General features: G+C 62.4%; 16 protein-coding genes. 1 reads left to right on the forward strand and 15 read right to left on the reverse strand.

All coding sequences use genetic code 11. The features are described 5' to 3' along the window. Positions 1-75: 75 nt before the first annotated feature. From DWW12_RS08945 to DWW12_RS09015, 15 genes are all read right to left on the reverse strand, one after another. Entirely contained in the window at positions 76-363 is a 288-nt protein-coding gene (locus DWW12_RS08945) for a ribbon-helix-helix domain-containing protein (RefSeq protein ID WP_199570780.1), read from the reverse strand. Positions 364-442: 79 nt separating this feature from the next. Further along, a complete protein-coding gene (locus DWW12_RS08950) occupies positions 443-823 on the reverse strand; it encodes a DUF192 domain-containing protein (protein ID WP_089572686.1) in 381 nt (126 codons plus the stop codon). Continuing rightward, positions 799-1,275 (reverse strand): TadE/TadG family type IV pilus assembly protein, encoded by a 477-nt coding sequence (locus DWW12_RS08955; RefSeq protein ID WP_117855771.1) that lies wholly within the window; start codon positions 1,273-1,275, stop codon positions 799-801. The genes DWW12_RS08950 and DWW12_RS08955 overlap by 25 nt, the downstream gene beginning before the upstream one ends. Further along, complete coding sequence (locus tag DWW12_RS08960) at positions 1,275-3,335, reverse strand: hypothetical protein (RefSeq protein ID WP_117640795.1); 2,061 nt, start codon at positions 3,333-3,335, stop codon at positions 1,275-1,277. Before DWW12_RS08960 ends, DWW12_RS08955 begins: the two co-directional genes overlap by 1 nt. Positions 3,336-3,411: 76 nt before the next feature. Further along, entirely contained in the window at positions 3,412-3,948 is a 537-nt protein-coding gene (locus DWW12_RS08965) for a TadE/TadG family type IV pilus assembly protein (RefSeq protein WP_117563703.1), read from the reverse strand. Next, a complete protein-coding gene (locus DWW12_RS08970; RefSeq protein ID WP_117637386.1) occupies positions 3,884-4,102 on the reverse strand; it encodes a hypothetical protein in 219 nt (72 codons plus the stop codon). Before DWW12_RS08970 ends, DWW12_RS08965 begins: the two co-directional genes overlap by 65 nt. A 1-nt stretch (position 4,103) precedes the next feature. Then, a complete protein-coding gene (locus tag DWW12_RS08975; protein WP_128620524.1) occupies positions 4,104-4,667 on the reverse strand; it encodes a hypothetical protein in 564 nt (187 codons plus the stop codon). Next, positions 4,631-4,864: a hypothetical protein gene (locus tag DWW12_RS08980; protein ID WP_089572694.1), complete on the reverse strand. Its 234-nt coding sequence runs from the start codon at positions 4,862-4,864 to the stop codon at positions 4,631-4,633. The genes DWW12_RS08975 and DWW12_RS08980 overlap by 37 nt, the downstream gene beginning before the upstream one ends. A gap of 10 nt (positions 4,865-4,874) precedes the next feature. Beyond that, positions 4,875-5,516, reverse strand: coding sequence for a type II secretion system F family protein (locus DWW12_RS08985; protein ID WP_117637387.1), 642 nt, complete (start codon positions 5,514-5,516; stop codon positions 4,875-4,877). Continuing rightward, positions 5,513-6,439 carry a type II secretion system F family protein gene (locus DWW12_RS08990; RefSeq protein ID WP_117637388.1) on the reverse strand — a complete coding sequence of 309 codons (927 nt, stop codon included), beginning with the start codon at positions 6,437-6,439 and terminating at the stop codon, positions 5,513-5,515. The genes DWW12_RS08985 and DWW12_RS08990 overlap by 4 nt, the downstream gene beginning before the upstream one ends. After that, on the reverse strand, positions 6,412-7,740 hold the full coding sequence (locus tag DWW12_RS08995) for a CpaF family protein (RefSeq protein WP_006235095.1): 1,329 nt from the start codon (positions 7,738-7,740) through the stop codon (positions 6,412-6,414). Before DWW12_RS08995 ends, DWW12_RS08990 begins: the two co-directional genes overlap by 28 nt. Beyond that, complete coding sequence (locus tag DWW12_RS09000) at positions 7,737-9,386, reverse strand: P-loop NTPase (RefSeq protein WP_117855772.1); 1,650 nt, start codon at positions 9,384-9,386, stop codon at positions 7,737-7,739. Before DWW12_RS09000 ends, DWW12_RS08995 begins: the two co-directional genes overlap by 4 nt. Beyond that, complete coding sequence (gene cpaB / locus DWW12_RS09005; RefSeq protein ID WP_233503148.1) at positions 9,386-10,045, reverse strand: Flp pilus assembly protein CpaB; 660 nt, start codon at positions 10,043-10,045, stop codon at positions 9,386-9,388. Before cpaB ends, DWW12_RS09000 begins: the two co-directional genes overlap by 1 nt. A 253-nt stretch (positions 10,046-10,298) precedes the next feature. Beyond that, positions 10,299-11,252, reverse strand: coding sequence for a ribosome small subunit-dependent GTPase A (gene rsgA, locus DWW12_RS09010; RefSeq protein WP_199411568.1), 954 nt, complete (start codon positions 11,250-11,252; stop codon positions 10,299-10,301). 469 nt (positions 11,253-11,721) lie between these two features. After that, a complete protein-coding gene (locus DWW12_RS09015; protein ID WP_117634309.1) occupies positions 11,722-14,403 on the reverse strand; it encodes a cation-translocating P-type ATPase in 2,682 nt (893 codons plus the stop codon). A 442-nt stretch (positions 14,404-14,845) separates the two neighbouring features. Between DWW12_RS09015 and pyk the strand changes: the two genes are divergently transcribed. Further along, positions 14,846-16,306, forward strand: a complete 1,461-nt coding sequence (gene pyk, locus DWW12_RS09020) for a pyruvate kinase (protein WP_117634311.1) — start codon at positions 14,846-14,848, stop codon at positions 16,304-16,306. Positions 16,307-16,686: the final 380 nt, after the last annotated feature.

The raw sequence follows: 16,686 nt of genomic DNA on the forward strand, positions 1-16,686 counted from the left end.
AACGACCTATTTGCTCAATGTGTTCGGCTGAGATCGGAAATCAACCCGGTTCTTTAAATCGGCACGTCAGAGGCATCAGCCGGCAGCAAGAAGTTTTTCGCTCAGAGCCGCACGGGCAAACTCACTTGGCGTCATCCCCTCGGCAGCCGCCCGTCGACGAATGGCCTCCTTCATTCCCAGAGGAATCTTGACCGACAGCGTTGCCGTCCCCTCACCTGAGAGCGGGGGCCGTCCAAGCACGATCCCACCAACGGTGTGTTCGCCATCCGGAAACTCTCCGCGCTCGTACGACTCACACCACGCGTCAATCATTTCATCCGTTACAACCTGACCATTAGCGGCCGTATACGTCTTGCCCATCATCGACCCCTTTGCCGGGCCTGTTCAATCTCCTGCCAAACTTACCCAATTTCGTATGACGAAAGTCCGCTGTCGCCAATTCTTAAGCCGGCACGCGTTGGAGAGCAGGGGTCGAAACAATGATTGAAGGACGCTCTAGTACGGCCCAGGCGCCGGGGCAGGAGCACATACGCCAGGGACGTACGTTTTCGTAGCATACGAGGACATAGCCACGTGCATCGATAAAGGCGATATCGATGGGATAGGCCATAAAACACGTATGGACCGAAGAGCAGCGTGGAAATGCCATGACGAGCGGCAGACCGTTGGCGGCAACCGGACACCGTCCCAGCATGCCGCGCAGGCGCACGGCAAACGACTCCGCCACCGCAAACTCGGCCGGCGTCCAGCCCAGCCTATTGAGTGCCCGCGCGTAGGCGATGTAGGACGAGACCGCGGTCACATGACCACCCCCGGACGCCATGGATCGACCGTCACCGCGCGCTCGTGCGACAACGTTGTCGGCGCCCCCAGCGGAACGCCAGCGATGCTGAGAGAAGTCGGCCACGGCTCATAGTGCATGGTGCAGGTGTAGGTCCTAAACGTACCGGATAGGGAGAGCAGGCCACCATCCGATGCCTCCGTGCCTTGCTCGCTCGACACTTCGATCTGCAAGTCATAGCCTTCCATGGCATTCAGAATTTGAGTCCGGACCGTCGCCGAGGCATCGACAGAGCTTTCGTCGCCCTCCCCGCTCGGCGCCACGGCGTGCGCCAACACGATGTCGGGCACCACGCGGTCGAAGCGCGCGACAGCGCTGGCATAGATCATGACGTTGTATACGATGAGTGCCAGCACCAGCAAAACGGGCGTAACCACTGCTATCTCCACCGTCGCTTGGGCGCGCTCCTCGCGCAGACGCATGCGGATACTCATTACGACCCACCGCCCAGAGCGCCAACCAGCGTGGCGACATCGACGGTGAGCGGGATGGAGCCGCCGCCGGGCAGAGGAATCTCCGCAAGCGTGAACACCGTACCGCTGATGGTGCGTTCGACTTGATATTCCAACGCCTCGCAAAGCGCCTTGGGATCGGTCACGCCCAACGGAATACTTCGCAGTTTGTCTTGCGCTTGAGAGAGACCAGCAATGTCAGACCCCGGGCTCTTAATGACGTTGGCGGAATCAGTCAGCACCGGCTTTCGCAGGCGCAAGTCGCACGGTTCCAAACCCAGCGCCGCCACGGACGCCGAAACGGTATCGCCGAGCCACGATGCGATGGAGCCCAACGCGCCGCTGCCCCCTCCTAGGCCTTTAATCATCTCGTCCATAAGTTCGTCGGCCGAACCTTGGATGTCTCCGTATCCCACAAGCAGCCGTCCCCAGACATCCATGACGCCATCGAGTACGCCGGCAACGCCACCCGAGCGTTCCTTCAATGTCGAGAAAAATCGCGAAAGCACGTTGTTTTGCGCCGTCGCCTCATCGGGCGCCAGCACCGCGGCAGAGATGGCACCGCGATCGCCAAGCCTGACTGCCGTGTTAAACGAAGAGTTGAGCTCATCGGGGCTCGAGATGGCACCCGAAACCGCAAAGGCAACCACGCCGTTGCGACCGGGCGGAGCGATACGCGGACGCTCGCCCGAAAGCGCTTTAATGGCCTGGTCAAACGCATTGCTCGCACGGTCGGCCTCATCCTCGGTCTGACGCATGAGCTCAAGCTCTTTGTTCCGACATTTGACGTATTCCTCCAAGGCCTTTTTGAACTCGTCGAAGTGATATTCGAAGCCGTTTTCGATAGAGGTTGAAGGCGCCGCAACAGCACCAAGCGACAAAACGCCAAAATGGCATTTGCTGCATTTATCCTGTCCATCGTAATCGGCAACCGAAGCAAATCCGCTCGGCGTCCCTTTCTTATAGTTAGGGCAGGTCGTCCCGTAATGCAGATACGCCTTGTCATCGTTCACGCTAGTCGGCCACACCGCATCGGTATAGAGTTCCGTCGCCCGAACCTCATCAGAGTTGCGCGGCAGCAGCGGAATATAGGAGGAAACCCTGTCTCCGTTCTCGGTTATATGCGCCCGATCGACCTCCGCGCTCGCATAGGTATAAAACGCCTTACGCGCCGCAGACTCTGCCTTCATCTCGACACTCGAGCCGTGGGGCTTCTCATTTGTCAGACGCCAATGGTAGTAGTCCTTCGCGCGATCAAGGGCAACTTGGGGCTCCCACGTAACGCTCGATGAGTAATGCGGATTTTGAACACCGGAGAGATCCGTTAGGCTTTTCGCACGCTCCCACATGCAAGAACAGCTGCCGACCGAGCCCTTGTCAGACCCACCACAATCCGCCAGCCAAGCACGCTCTTTAGCCTTCGCCGTGTCCCCAGAAGCCTTCCGCAGCTCCTCGGCCGCACACTCTAAATCATCTGATGTGTCTTTAATGGCATCGGTCGAGATCTCGGACCCCTCGAGCGCAGCGAAGTCAGACTCGGATGTCCTGGGCACGGCAAGCGCCGTACCGGTATAGGTCACACTATCGGTATCCTGCGCCGACACCGCCTGCGTGGCACGCGCGGCGATCAGATACGGCAGAGCCGTCTCGATTTTCTGTAAGCCTTCCGATGCGCTTTTGGCAAACTTGTTGCGCGTTTTAATGATCTCAATCCCGGTGTCGACCATATTGCCGGCAACCGGCTCGGCACCCGGGATGAGGATGGCGACCAGGCCCGTCCCGATCGTGGCAAACCCCGCCAGCCCCAGACTCAAGATGCTCGCATCAACCACCGTGGCAGCCGTGTGATAGGACGACACTACGTTGGCACCCGCCAGCGCGCCACTATCAGCCGCCACCTGAGTATCCCCGGCACGCGACATGCTCCATATCGCCGCGGTCGACGAAAACAACAATGTGAGCACCACTAGGATGACCACGGCAGAAGAAAGCGTGGTATAGGCGCCGTCTTCGATAAACAGATCGACACCGGCTCGACCCATAAAGCCGCCTCGTTTGCGGAGAGCGCCTGGTCGACGGCGGGCCGCAAACCCTTGCGTCACCCGCAACAGGCAGCGCCTAATCCCATGCAGCAATCCACGAATCATAATCTCCCTCCAGCCATTCGGGACGCGATTGATACGAGACATCGACCTTGAGCTCAACGTAGCCGCCCTCGGCGGTACCACCCATAGCCTGCGCAAACGCACCGATCACAGGCAACGGCTTGACCTCGCCGGAAACGGACACGGACGAGACGCCACCCGCACCGGCCCGGCCAAGCTCGATATCCCACGACAACGGCCCGCCGGCATGAAAGATCGAAACGTTGGGCACTGCGGCAAGTCGGCGGCGGGTGAACTCCTTAAGATCGTCGTCCTCCGCCGTCGTCGTGGTCATGAGCCGCGCGGTCTCGGCGGCGGCAGACTCCATGACCGCGCGCGTATAGAGCAGGCACACCGGTTGCAGCGCGAGAAGGATGAGTGTCAGAAACGTCGGCAGCAAAAAAGCGGCCTCGACCGTAGACTGCGCCCGGTCCTCGCGCGCGGCATCAATACAACGCGATGTCCTTAGCGGCCGCAGCGGCGTCGATAACCGACGTCGAGGCAACGCCATGGGATGCCGCCCGCTCAACCAGCGCCGCCAAGCGCCCATCGGTGCCGGCAGGCCAAAGTCCCGCGATCGCCAGCACGATCGATAACAGCGCCACCGTGACGATGGCGTATTCGACCGTCGCCTGGGCAGATTCCTCACGCAGGACATCATGCATTTCACGATCCCTCCTTTGAGTCCGTTGCCTGCGGGCTCAGGCGCACGGCGCGCAGACGACACGAAGCATCGCCAGCATCCGCGGCAATTGTCACCATATCGACCCAGCCGCGTTCGTCGCGCACGATGGCGCCCCACACGTTTCCCTTGATGTCGAGATAGCCGCTCAGAGCAAGTTGCGCCGTGGGTACCTCGCGATAGGCACGCAGCATATCCGCCGCCGCTTCGGTCATCGGTCGGTCCTCGGACCATGCAAGCCGGACCGCAATCGCGTTGCCCTCAGGCGAATCCGTCGCAGTGCCAGACCGCTTGTCGAGCGTCCGCAGAAAGGTTTGCGCCGTGACAGCGACATCCGAATCGTCCGCATCTCGCATCTCATCTTTTTGAGACGCCACCGCCGAATCTGAGCCCAAATCGGAGGCGGTCCCAGGACGCTGCTGCCGCGCGGCGTTAAGCCCCCAAAGCACCGCCGCTATCGCCACGGTCAGGCAAGCAAACACCAGCAGCACCCCGATGGGACGCTCGCCCTCTACAGGCTGTTGATGCCCTCGCTGATAGCGTTCCATAGATCTTGGACCTTGCCCTTAAATGCGACGATGGCGATAATCGCGATCACCACGAGCACGCCGACCAAGATGGCATACTCGGTGGTACCCTGTGCACTCTCCTCCTGCAATAGTTCCTTGGCGCGCTGACGAACATGTGCCGCCCGGCAAAACGCCCAGCCCTGGACCTTGCCAGCAGCGTCAGTCATCGTGTTCATGTATTCCTCCCTACATCATCCCGCCTGCTCCGAGCAGCGGGCCCAATATGGACAGAAGCAACGCCGGCAAGATGAGCGTGCCGGTGGGAATCAGCAGCTTGACGGGCGCACGCTCGATCTCGCGCTCGACCGCGGCGCGATGAGCCGCACGGATCTCGCGACTTTGAGCGGCCAGCGTCTCGGCAAGTGGGGCACCCAGGGCGAGCGCCTGCCCCACCGTGATGGCAAAGGTCTCGAGCGCTCGCACGTCCAGGTCGCGCGCGGCGGCCAACAACTCGTCCTCACGCGTGCCCACGCCCACCTGCCACGCCATGCAGGCGCGCTCAAGGCGAAGAGCCAGCACTGACCGGCGGTTGGCGCAGAAAATCTCAAGCGCCGCATCAAACGAAAGACCGGCCGAAAGACCCAAGCGCACAACATCGATCATCTCGGACACTTCGCCGAGCGACACTCGCGCCGGGCCGCCCGCTCCAACCGCGCCCTTCACTCGCGCGGTCAGAGCATCGACCACCGAGCGACCCGCGGCAGCGACCAGCACCGCCTCGCGCTTGCAGGCCCCTGCGACCTTGCGTGCATCCGCCCGATCCAACCCCGTCGCGACAAATACGCTCAGGGCGCACAGGCAAGCCGCAACTGCAACCGGGGCGCTCATAGCTCCACCCGCATAATGCGCCGGATAACCACCAGGGCAACGGCGTTGAGGGCAAGACCCAGCACCACAGCGCCCGCGCCGGCAGGCGTCGCAAGACCGCGACGAAAATCTGCCGAAAGCAGCGCCAACACCGCGCACATGCCCGCCGGCATCGCCGCGACCATATGCGCAGACATGCGAGCCTGCGACGTCTTAACATCCAGGCGGCGCTTGAGCTCAATGCGCTCCCCCACCATGCTCGACGCCTCGGACAGTAAGTCGGCAAGCGGAGCGCCGGTGCGCTGAGACACCTTAAGCGCCAAGGTCACAAGCGAAAGACCGGGGGCGTCGATACGCACGAGCAAGTCATCGAGCGCGTCGGTCGCCGAGATGCCGCAATCGATCGCCGCCGCCACCCGCAAAAACTCGTTATGCACTGGCTCTTGCGCATGAGCGCCCACAAAGCGCATGCCCTGGGCCAGCGAATGTCCCGAGGCAAGCGACATGGAAAGTGCGGTAAACGCCTCGGGCATTGCCTCTTCTGCATCGTGTTGCTCGCGCCGGCTCTCAAAGCCATCCCGAGCGGCACCAACGGCAAACGGAGCAACAAGTCCCAAGGCAAATCCGAGGGGCGATAACGACACCATCGTTAGTAAAACGCAGCAGACACCGCTCGATAGCAGCAGAAACGCCAAACATCCCGAAGCATCTTCGATCACGAGGCCAAGGCGATGCGCCGGAGCCAGCGATGCCCACGAACGGGCGATCTTTTTCAGCAGATCGTTTTCCACCAGCTCACGCGGCAGCTTCTCTGCCACCGTCTCGAGCGCCTGACGTGCCAGCTCCGCCGGCGGTACCTGCGGCACACGAGGTTCCGCCCCGCACGCCGTCGCGACAGAAAGCCCTGCCAAGCCCCCTACGACGAGGGGCACAGCGATCTCCATTCGTCCACCTCCTCTTGTGTGAGCGTCCCCGACCGCAGGCCTTCTGCGATAAACGGCGGCTCGCGGTCAAGCGTCCAGGTGCGCTCGGCGGCATCGAACGTCACATAGCGCTCGAGCTCTACGCCGCCCGATGCGGCGCGTCGCACCCCCGAATACGAGGAGACGAAGCGCCTGCCATCGGCGTGGCGCTCGGACATCACGATACCGTCGAGCGCCATGGCAATCTGCTCCTCGATGAGCTCACTCGGCAGGTCGATGCCATAACGTGCAAGCAACGTCAGACGCACCACGGTCTCCTGTTCTGAACCCGCATGAAGTGTGGTGAGCGACCCGTCGTGGCCCGTGTTCATGGCCTGCAACATGTCGCAGCACTCGGCACCGCGCACCTCGCCCACCACGATGCGGTCGGGGCGCATGCGCAGGGCATTAGTTACCAGGTCGCGGATCGTCACCGCGCCTTCACCCTCAATTGAAGCCTCGCGCGCCTCTAGGCGCACCACGTGCGGATGATGCGCAAACTTGAGCTCGGCAGAGTCCTCGATCGTCACGATGCGCTCGCCGGTGGAAATCTCACATGACAACGCGTTGAGCAGGGTGGTCTTACCAGATCCCGTGCCTCCCGCAACCGCCAGGTCCTGTCGCAGCGACACCGCGCACGACAGCAGCTGCGCATACCAAAGCGGCAGCGACCCCAGCCCCACAAGCTCGTCCAGCGAGCAGATACGGTCCGAGAACTTTCGGATGGTGAGAATCGGTCCGTCAATCGCCACAGGCGGAATCACCGCGTTGACGCGATAGCCCGTTTTGAGGCGGGCGTTGACGATGGGGCTGCGCTCGTCGATACGGCGGCCAAGTGGCGAGATGATGCGGTCGATAAGCACACGGATCTGTTCATCATCCTCAAACGCATGCTCGATGGGGTACAAAACGCCGCCGCGTTCAAAGAAAGCCGAGCGGCAGCCGTTGATCATGATCTCGGTAACGGTGTCGTCCTCGATGAGCGGCTGCAACGGCCCCAAGCCCACCACGTCATCCAAAATCTCGTCGATGATGGTTTCGCGCTCGGGCGTCGCGAGATCGGTCGGCTCCTCAACATTGAGCGCCGCCTCCACCGCAGGACGCAATTCCGAGCGGGCAAGTGCCGGGTCGATATAGGCGCTGATACGCGCCACTTCGTCGTAACCCATGCGGTCCATCACGGCGCGCTTGGTGCGTCGTTTCACCGCGCGGCGACGCCCCGCATCTACAGGCGCTGCCGCCGCTGCAGCGCCGGCAGCCTTAATCCTCGTTTGCAGGCTCATCGCTGATCACCCTCGCGCGACCAGGGAAGGCGGATACGCGGGCGTTCGGTACGCGTTGCACGGTCGGCGACCATATCGCTCCAAGGGCCGACGGCGCACCCCAGTTCCACGAGCATCTCGCGCGTGGCCTCGCGCATGCTAGTCGCAAAAGCGCTGGTCTGCCCCACCGCCTCGTCAGCGCGCCCAAACGCCATGAGCGCGGCGAGATCCTGCCCGCCATCGGCGATACGAATCTTGGAGCTCAACGCACAGGCAATCTCAAAGCGCATGGCGACGTCCTCGTCTGCCCCGCGCGCACCGAACCGGTTGAACACGGCGCTCATGCGCGTGCGCGGCACACCTACTCGACTTGCCAGTTCGATGACGCGCGACGCCGATGTCGCGGACGACACCGCCGCATCGCCAACGACCAGGCAACGGTCGCTCGCCGCCACCGCAGCCGCCACGGCGTCGCCCCAAAAGACTGAGGTATCGATAAAGACCACGTCGGATTCGCGACGCAGAACATCAAGCAGTAGCTCCACCGGACGCGCCATGAGCTCGGCTTGCTCGGGCGCCGCGACGGGACCCCAGAGCGTAACGCCCGGCGCCACGCGCATCGATGTGGCTACGATATTCGGCTCGGTGAGCGTGCCCGCCGCCGACGGCTCGATAAGTGCCGCCATATCGCGCGGAGCATCGACGCCTAACAAGTCGTAAAGGTTTCCAAACATCAGGTCCAGGTCGAGCACGGCGGCACGCAAGCCCAACAGCGACGATGTGTGTGCCATGGCGGCAACGATCGTCGACTTGCCGCAACCGCCCGAACCCGAAATAGCGCAGATGACCGGAGCTCGATGCGGCGGAGCGGCAGCGTCTGCCGGCGGCATCGGAGGCGGCGGGGCGGGCGTCGGTGGCAGCGCACCCGTCTCCCCCGCCGCAACCACACGCTGCGTCCAAGCCGGCATGGCAGCTTGTTCGGTCTGCGAGGCAGGCTCGTTCTGTACAATCTGCTCATGCTGCATCAGCGACAACTCGCCGCACCCGGCAAAGCCCTCAACTTCATCGAGTTCATCCGCCAGATTCACGCCGTGCACGTATCCCATATCTACAGCCGGGGAATCGCCAGCATGCTGCGCCGGCCCTCCAGCGTCATCGTATACAAGGGGGTTCCGGGGGCGCCGACCATGCTCGGCTTCCGCTTTTCCATAATCATCAACACGCGGGCCTCTTGTAGCGCGAGGCGCCCCGGGTTCCCTATCAACAAAAGCATCGGGCTCAATCGTCATGCTCCGATCGGAATCAACCGCTCCCTCGCCCGCGCGCCCGTTGCCGCATATACTGTGTGCAGCGATGACCTCGGTCGCCCCCGCGCGAAACAGCCCCTCGATATCCGACGGATCGAGCGCTTCTATCAACACGACCACGCGACTCACGCGGCCTTCGGCCGTCAGGCGCGCAACAGTCTTGCGTACATCTTCGGTATCAAACAGAGACGCCGCGATGATGGCAGCCCCGCGGCGCGACGGAAACGCCCGCGCCATGGAAACCAGCCCGTCCAGGTCACCCACGCGAAGCACCTGTGCGCCCACATCACGGCCCTCGACTTCCCGCTGCAACAGCCCGTAATCGCCGCACGCGCAGCACGCAAGCCAGATCGCCTTCATCACTCGTCGCCTCCGCTCTTTTTGCCGCGCGCCGTGGCGGGAATCGTCAAGCTGACCGTTCCCTTGCCCGAGGCTCCCAGCAGTTCCTTGACGTCTTCGGGGTCAGCCGCCAGCGTCACCCATTCGATCTTGCCCTCGCGCGTGGCACCGGAATCCTCACTGGTATCGATCACGTGCGCGCCGCACAGCCGATCGGTCACGCCGTCCTTTTGCACGTACACGTCCACGTAGCTGCCCACGCCCGTGGCACCGCCGACCGAGTGCTCGGCATCGACCGCCACCGAAACGGCAACCTTGCCCTTAGGCACCTCGAGCTTGCGGCTCTCGGCCTTGGTGTAGACATTGCAGATCACGGCGTTTTTGGGAATACGCGAAGTCGTCACGTCGCCGCGCACCTGGCGCAGCTCGGTCGCTGCGTCACGCGGCAGCAGGCTCGTCAGCCATTCCTGGGTTATGACATTGGTCTCATCGAGGGTCTCGCCCACATCGATATCGCGCGCCGCGACGCAAACCTCGACGCGATCGCCACCGTACTTGGCCAAGGTCTCAGCCTGGACCTGTTCGGCTTGCGAGCGGATCGACGAGCCGTAAACCATGCAGAGCAGAGCAGCGAGCACGCCCGCGACCAGACTGATGGCGATGCGCTTGCTCTTGTTCACGGCCGCTCCTCTCATGGCAGTGCCGGGCGAATGCCCGTACCACCATTGTCTGAGCGGTCAGAGTGCAAAGCGGCGCAATCGCAATCTTGGTTTTCGATGTCAAACCAATCGCTGACCAAAAGCTGACCAGCCCGTCAAGCTCGTGGCAAGGTTTTGGTCAGCACGTCAGCAAACTGTATGTTTCGAAGCTTTTCCGCAGCAAAAAAAGCCGTCTCCCGAACAGTTGGGAGACGGCTGTCATAGGAAAAATCAATTACAGATGGACATCGGGATCGAGCATTTGAGCGCTCACGCGCATGGATGACGCCAGGTTTTGGAACGTTTCCAGACGCAGGCTATCGATCTGCCCGGCGTCCTCGGCCTCGCGAACGGCGCAGCCCGGCTCATGGGTATGCGTGCAATCGCCAAACCGGCACGCGCGCGATGCCTCGACAATCTCGGGGAAAGCGCGCGCCAGACCCCGCTCGTGACCCACGAGCGGCAGGCTGCGCAGGCCCGGGGCATCGGCGATCACGCCGGCGTCGCCCGGCAGTGCCACCATCACGCGCGCGACGGTAGTGTGACGGCCCTGATCGTCGCGTTCGCGCACACCGCCGGTCGCCAACGTATCGTGGCCCAGCAGCGCATTGAGCAGCGTCGACTTGCCGGCACCCGACTCGCCCAGAATCATGGCGCAGCTCCCGGCGGGCACGCAGGCACGGACCTCGTCCAGGCCGCGGCCCTCGGCAGAGGACGTCACGATCACACGCACGTCCGGACCCACCAGGCGGCGCGCGCGGTCCAGATCGCGCTCGAGCTCCTCGGCATCGCAGCGATCAGCTTTGGTGAGTACCACCACCGGCTCGGCATCGCAGTCGAGCGCCAACACCAGCGAGCGCGCCACGCGGTCGAGCAGCACCTCACCGGCACCGAGCGCCTGCACGATTAGCACGCTATCCACGTTGGAGCAGAGCACCTGGCGCTCTCCGCGGGCACGGCCGCGCCAACGCTCAAAGCTCGTACGGCGCGGCAGCACGCATTCAATCACGCCCATATCGTGCCCGGGAGCGCGGCGCACCGCCACACGATCGCCCACGGCAGGCAGCAGGACCTCGTCCCCACCGCGCGACTTGGCAAATCCCACGGCATGCTCGGCGCGGAAGGTATCGTCGGCAGTCGCCACCAGCGGAAACCCACGATCCAAGCGCACCACGGCGCCAAGTTGCATCTGCTCGGGCTCCTCGGCATGTGCGCAGAAATCATCAAAGGCAGCCTGCTGAGCTTCATCGACCGGCAGGTCATCAAACGCCGGAACATCCTGCAGCGCGTCAAGCCCCGGTACACTCGCCAGCAACTCCTCAGCAGATGCAGGGGGTTCGGTCGCGAGCTTCCGACGACGATCGCGCTTAGCCCGCGCCCCCGTCGTCTTTTTCTTCGCTTTAGCCTTAGCCTTGCCCACAGATGCCTCCCAGCACAAAACCACACAACTGAGCAGGTATTTTAAATCAAAAAGAGCTGGCCGGGCAAAGCCCGACCAGCTCACAAACTTTCCCTCAGCCAATGGTCCCGAGAGGTTATCCGAAGGCCCGCCCGCCGGGAGGGGTTTCTTCCGAGCGATCCCGCAGCGCGAAGCGCGAGGACCAGCGAGGAAGAAACCCCGCAGGCGGTCGGGCCGGTGGGAAGGATGGCCTTTCGACCTACTCCTTCTCGACCGCGCGCATGATCGCCTTGTAGATCTCCATCAGCGGGATGATCAGGAAGGCCAGGCCCAGGGCAGCGACAACGCCCTTGAGCTCAAGCGTCACGGGGCCAAAGAACATCTCGGCAAGCGTCGGCTGCACGGTCACGATCACCGTCAGCACCAGTGCCAGCGCGGCGGAAGCCCACAGCCACTTGTTCTGCTTCTTCATGGTGAACAGCGACGCACGACGGCTGCGCATATTGAAGCAGTGGAAAATCTCGACCATGTTGAGCGTGATGAACGCCATCATCACGCCTTCCTCGTCGGCATTGCCGGCGATCATATCGGCGATGTGGATGTAGCCCATGTCAAAGTACACGCCCACAAAGAAGCTCGCCAGCACCAGCGCGGTGATGATTAGGCCCTGGACCACGCAGTCCAGACCCATATGTCCGGCAAAGACACCGTCCTTGGCGTTGCGCGGCTTACGCTTCATGATGTCGCCCTCGGCATCCTCCATGCCCAGCGCGAGCGCGGGGAAGCAGTCGGTGACCAGGTTCACCCACAGCAGCTGCACCGGCTGGAAGATGGTAAAGCCGATGAGCGTGGCGATAAACACCGAGAACACCTCGGCAAGGTTGGCCGAAAGCAGGAACTGGATGACCTTGCGGATGTTGTCGTAGATGCGACGACCCTCTTCGCAGGCGCCGATGATGGTAGCGAAGTTGTCATCGGCAAGTACCATGTCGGCGACGTTCTTGGTGACGTCGGTACCGGTGATGCCCATACCAACGCCAATGTCGGCGCGCTTGATGGACGGGGCGTCGTTGACGCCGTCGCCCGTCATGGCCACGATCTGGTCGCGCGACTTCCAGGCCTCGACGATGCGTGTCTTGTGCTCGGGCTGGACGCGGGCGTACACGCCGTAGTCCTCGATGTGCGCGTCGAGTTCCTCGTCGCTCATGCGATCGAGGTCGGCACCGGTGATGGCCTGGCTGCGATCGGCGACGATGCCCAGCTGCTTGGCGATGGCCACGGCGGTGTCGATGTGGTCGCCCGTGATCATGACGGTGCGGATACCGGCGTCGTGCGCCTCGTGGATAGCGTCGGCCACCTCGGGACGGACCGGGTCGATCATGCCGGACAGGCCACAGAAGACCAGGTCATGCTCGAGCGCAGCGGGGCTGCAGTCGTCGGGAACCTCGGTGTAGGTGCGGCTTGCCAGCGCCAGTACGCGCAGGGCCTCGTCGGCCATGGCCTTGTTGGCCGCCACGAGCTCGGCGCGGCGCTCCTCGGTCAGGGGGACGACCTTATCGCCCTCGTAGATATGGGTGCACAGGCCGATCACCACGTCGGGCGCACCCTTGGTGTACTGCTCGTACTCGCCATCCAGGGTCTCGACGACCACGGACATCATCTTGCGGCCCGAGTCAAACGGGGCCTCGCCCACGCGCGGATGCTCGGCAGTCAGGCCAGTGAGGCCCGCCTTGCCGGCGTCGTTGACGAGCGCGCACTCAGTCGGCTCGCCCACGGCCTCGCCCAGCTCCTCGTCCCACTGAGCATCGGAGCACAGCGCCATGCCGGCCAGGAACTTCTCCTTGGGCGCAGCGAGCTCGTGCTTGACGACGGTCATCTTGTTCTGGGTAAGGGTACCGGTCTTGTCGGAGCAGATGGTCTGCGTGCAGCCAAGGGTCTCGACGGCAGAGAGCTTGCGGATAATCGCCTGGCGCTTGGCCATCTTGGTCACGCCGAGCGAAAGGACGATGGTCACGACGGCGACCAGGCCCTCGGGAATGGCGGCGACGGCAAGCGAGACGGCGACCATAAAGGTGTCGAGCAGGGCAGTCGGGTCGGTGAGGACATTGCCCACGCCGTGGCGGAGGATGTCAACGCCAAAGATCACGACGCAGATGACGATCACCATAATGGTAAGGATGCGGCTGAGCTCGGCGAGCTTCACCTGCAACGGCGTGAGCTCCTCCTTGGCCTCGGCCAGGGCGCCGGCGATCTTACCCATCTCGGTGTTCATGCCGGTGCCGACCACGACGGCGCGGCCACGGCCGTATACCACGGTGGAACCCATGTAGCACATGTTCTTGCGGTCGCCGAGCGGCACGTCATCGGTGCCCGCGGCAAGCTCGATCACGTTGGCGTGCTTCTCTACGGGCACGGACTCGCCGGTGAGCGCGGCCTCTTCGATCTTCATCGTGGCGCTCTCGAGCACGCGGCAGTCGGCCGGGACGGAGTCGCCCGCCTCGAGCATGATCACGTCGCCGGGCACGAGCTCGGCGCTCGGCAGGTGCACGAGCTTGCCGTCGCGCAGCACCTTGGACTGCGCCGCACTCATCTCCTGCAGGGCCTCGAGGGCCTCCTCGCTCTTGGCTTCCTGGACCACGCCCAGCACCGAGTTGACGATAACGACGAACATGATGATGGCAACATCGGCAAAGTCGGGCTCGCCCTTGACCATGCCCGTGAGCGCACTGATGACGGCGGCAACGATCAGCATGATGACCATGGGGTCGGCCATCTGCTCAAAGAAACGCTTCCACAGCGGCGTCTTCTCGGCTTCCTCGAGCTTGTTAGGGCCTGTCTTGGCAAGGCGCGAAGACGCCTCGTCGTTGCTCAGGCCGAGGTTCTCATCGACACCTTGGTCGCTGAGCACCTCCGCCGCGGCGGACAGGTATTCCTTTTGCATATAGAGTCCCCTCCTGGGATTCGGGCCACTCAGCAGATTGATGCCCGATCATAATTCCCAGGAGAAGGGCAAGGGCTCATCAAGGCTGCCGTGCTGAGCGGCAGTTGATAGTGGAGCTATGGTACCCCAAAGCGACGCGTCTAGCCAAAACAATCGGTTTGGAAATATGGTCCGCACGCAACGGTGCAGACCGTGTGATGCTCAACATTGGTAAAACGTTTTTTCTTCGGCACATCGCCAAACTGACATATCGCCCAGATAGCAGCGGTTGGAGTGGTTGGTAAAGATTTTCCATATACCGTTTTTCCCGCAAAAAATGAACTTCCATTTCGGCATACGGTCGATTTTTTGGGGTATTCGGTCGGCATTTCGTTATAATCATCTCGGTTTTATTTCTTATGGTTTATCTATCAGCGCAAGACGATGTCAGATGGAGGTCTGAATGTACAAGCGCACTAAGATTGTATGCACCATGGGTCCCGCCTGCGATAGCGACGAGACCATCCGCGAGATGATCAAGGCGGGCATGAACGTCGCCCGTTTTAACTTCTCGCACGGCTCCTACGACGAGCACCACGGTCGCATCGAGCGCGTCCGCCGTATTTCCAAGGAGCTCGGTCTGCCTGTCGGCATCCTGCTCGACACCAAGGGCCCCGAGGTCCGCACCGGCCTTCTGGTCGACGGCAAGAAGGTTGCCGTCAAGACCGGCGATAAGATCGTCGTCACCGCTCAGCCCACGTCCGAGGATTTCCACGGCACCGCTGAGCACATCTCCCTCGACTACCTGGCTCTGCCCTCCGAGGTCGAGAAGGGCTCCCTCATCCTGATCGATGACGGCCTGGTTGCCCTCGAGGTCGAGTCCGTCAGTGGCCAGGACATGACCTGCGTCGTTAAGAACGACGGCCTGATCGGCGAGCGCAAGGGCGTCAACATGCCCAACGTCAACATCTCGCTGCCCGCCATCACCGAGCGCGATCGTCAGGACATCCTCTTTGGCCTGACCGAGAACATCGACTACATCGCCGCTTCCTTCATCCGTGACGGCGAGTCCGTCCGCGGCATCCGCGAGCTTTGCCGCGAGAACGGCGGCGAGCACGTGACGATCTTCCCGAAGATCGAGTGCGCCTTGGGCGTCGAGAACTTCGACGAGATTCTCGAGGCTTCCGACGGTATCATGGTCGCCCGTGGCGACCTGGGCATCGAGATCAAGCCCGAGCTCGTTCCCCACATCCAGAAGGAGATCATCGCCAAGTGCAACGCGGCCTACAAGCCCGTCATCACTGCTACGCAGATGCTCGACTCCATGCAGCAGAACCCGCGCCCGACGCGCGCCGAGGTTGCCGACGTTGCTAACGCCATCTACGACGGCACCGACGCCGTTATGCTCTCTGGCGAGTCCGCTGCCGGTAAGTACCCGGTCGAGGCCGTCAAGATGCAGGCCAGCATTGCTCTCGAGACCGAGAAGTACCTCCCGGCCCACGCTCCGCTCGAGGTTCCGGCCGATGCTCACGGCACCCGCGTCGTCAACAACGTTGTGGGTATGTCCGCTGTGAACATGGCTACCACCGTTGGCGCCAAGTGCATCACCGTGCCGACGACCACCGGTCGTACCGCTCGCCTGATCTCGCACTTCCGTCCCAACATGCCGATCTGCGCGTTCTCCCGCCACGAGTGGGCCGTCCAGCAGATGATCATGTACTGGGGCGTTATCCCGCATCAGGCCGAGATTACCCAGGGCACCGTCAACGGCACGATCGTCAAGGCGATCGAGACCGCTAAGGAGCTCGGCTACGTCGAGGCTGGCGATTTGACCGTCGCTACCGCCGGCGATCCCCGCATGAGCGTCCAGCTCGAGGACAAGGTCTCCTCGACCAACGTCGCTTACGTCGCTCAGGTGCGTTAAGTCGTACTTGCAAGCATGTTTGCATTGCAAAGGGCCCGGAAGGCTTCGCCTTCCGGGCCCTTTTTCTGTGTCAATGCCGGCACACGACAAAACACGCACCCATTTCTTTACCAAAAGCGCGAAATCCACCTTTCGAGGCCCAAAAATAAAGTCCCAAGCGCTAAAAGTGTTCGCCCGATGGCGAAACCACACCTTACCCGACGCTGCTAAATCGTTTTAGCAAGAGCCAGATCGACCGCGTTTTCGGAAGTATGCGGCAAATTCTGAGACCTCCGAGCACACCCCGTTTTTTCGCAACAAAATGCCTGATAAACTGGCCTCAAAAGCCAGGTCTGAGGTGGCGCGCGCAGACGTGGTGTAAGAGCGTCCCGAGGTCCGTC

The organism is Collinsella sp. AF14-35, from assembly GCF_003464565.1.
Taxonomy (GTDB): domain Bacteria; phylum Actinomycetota; class Coriobacteriia; order Coriobacteriales; family Coriobacteriaceae; genus Collinsella.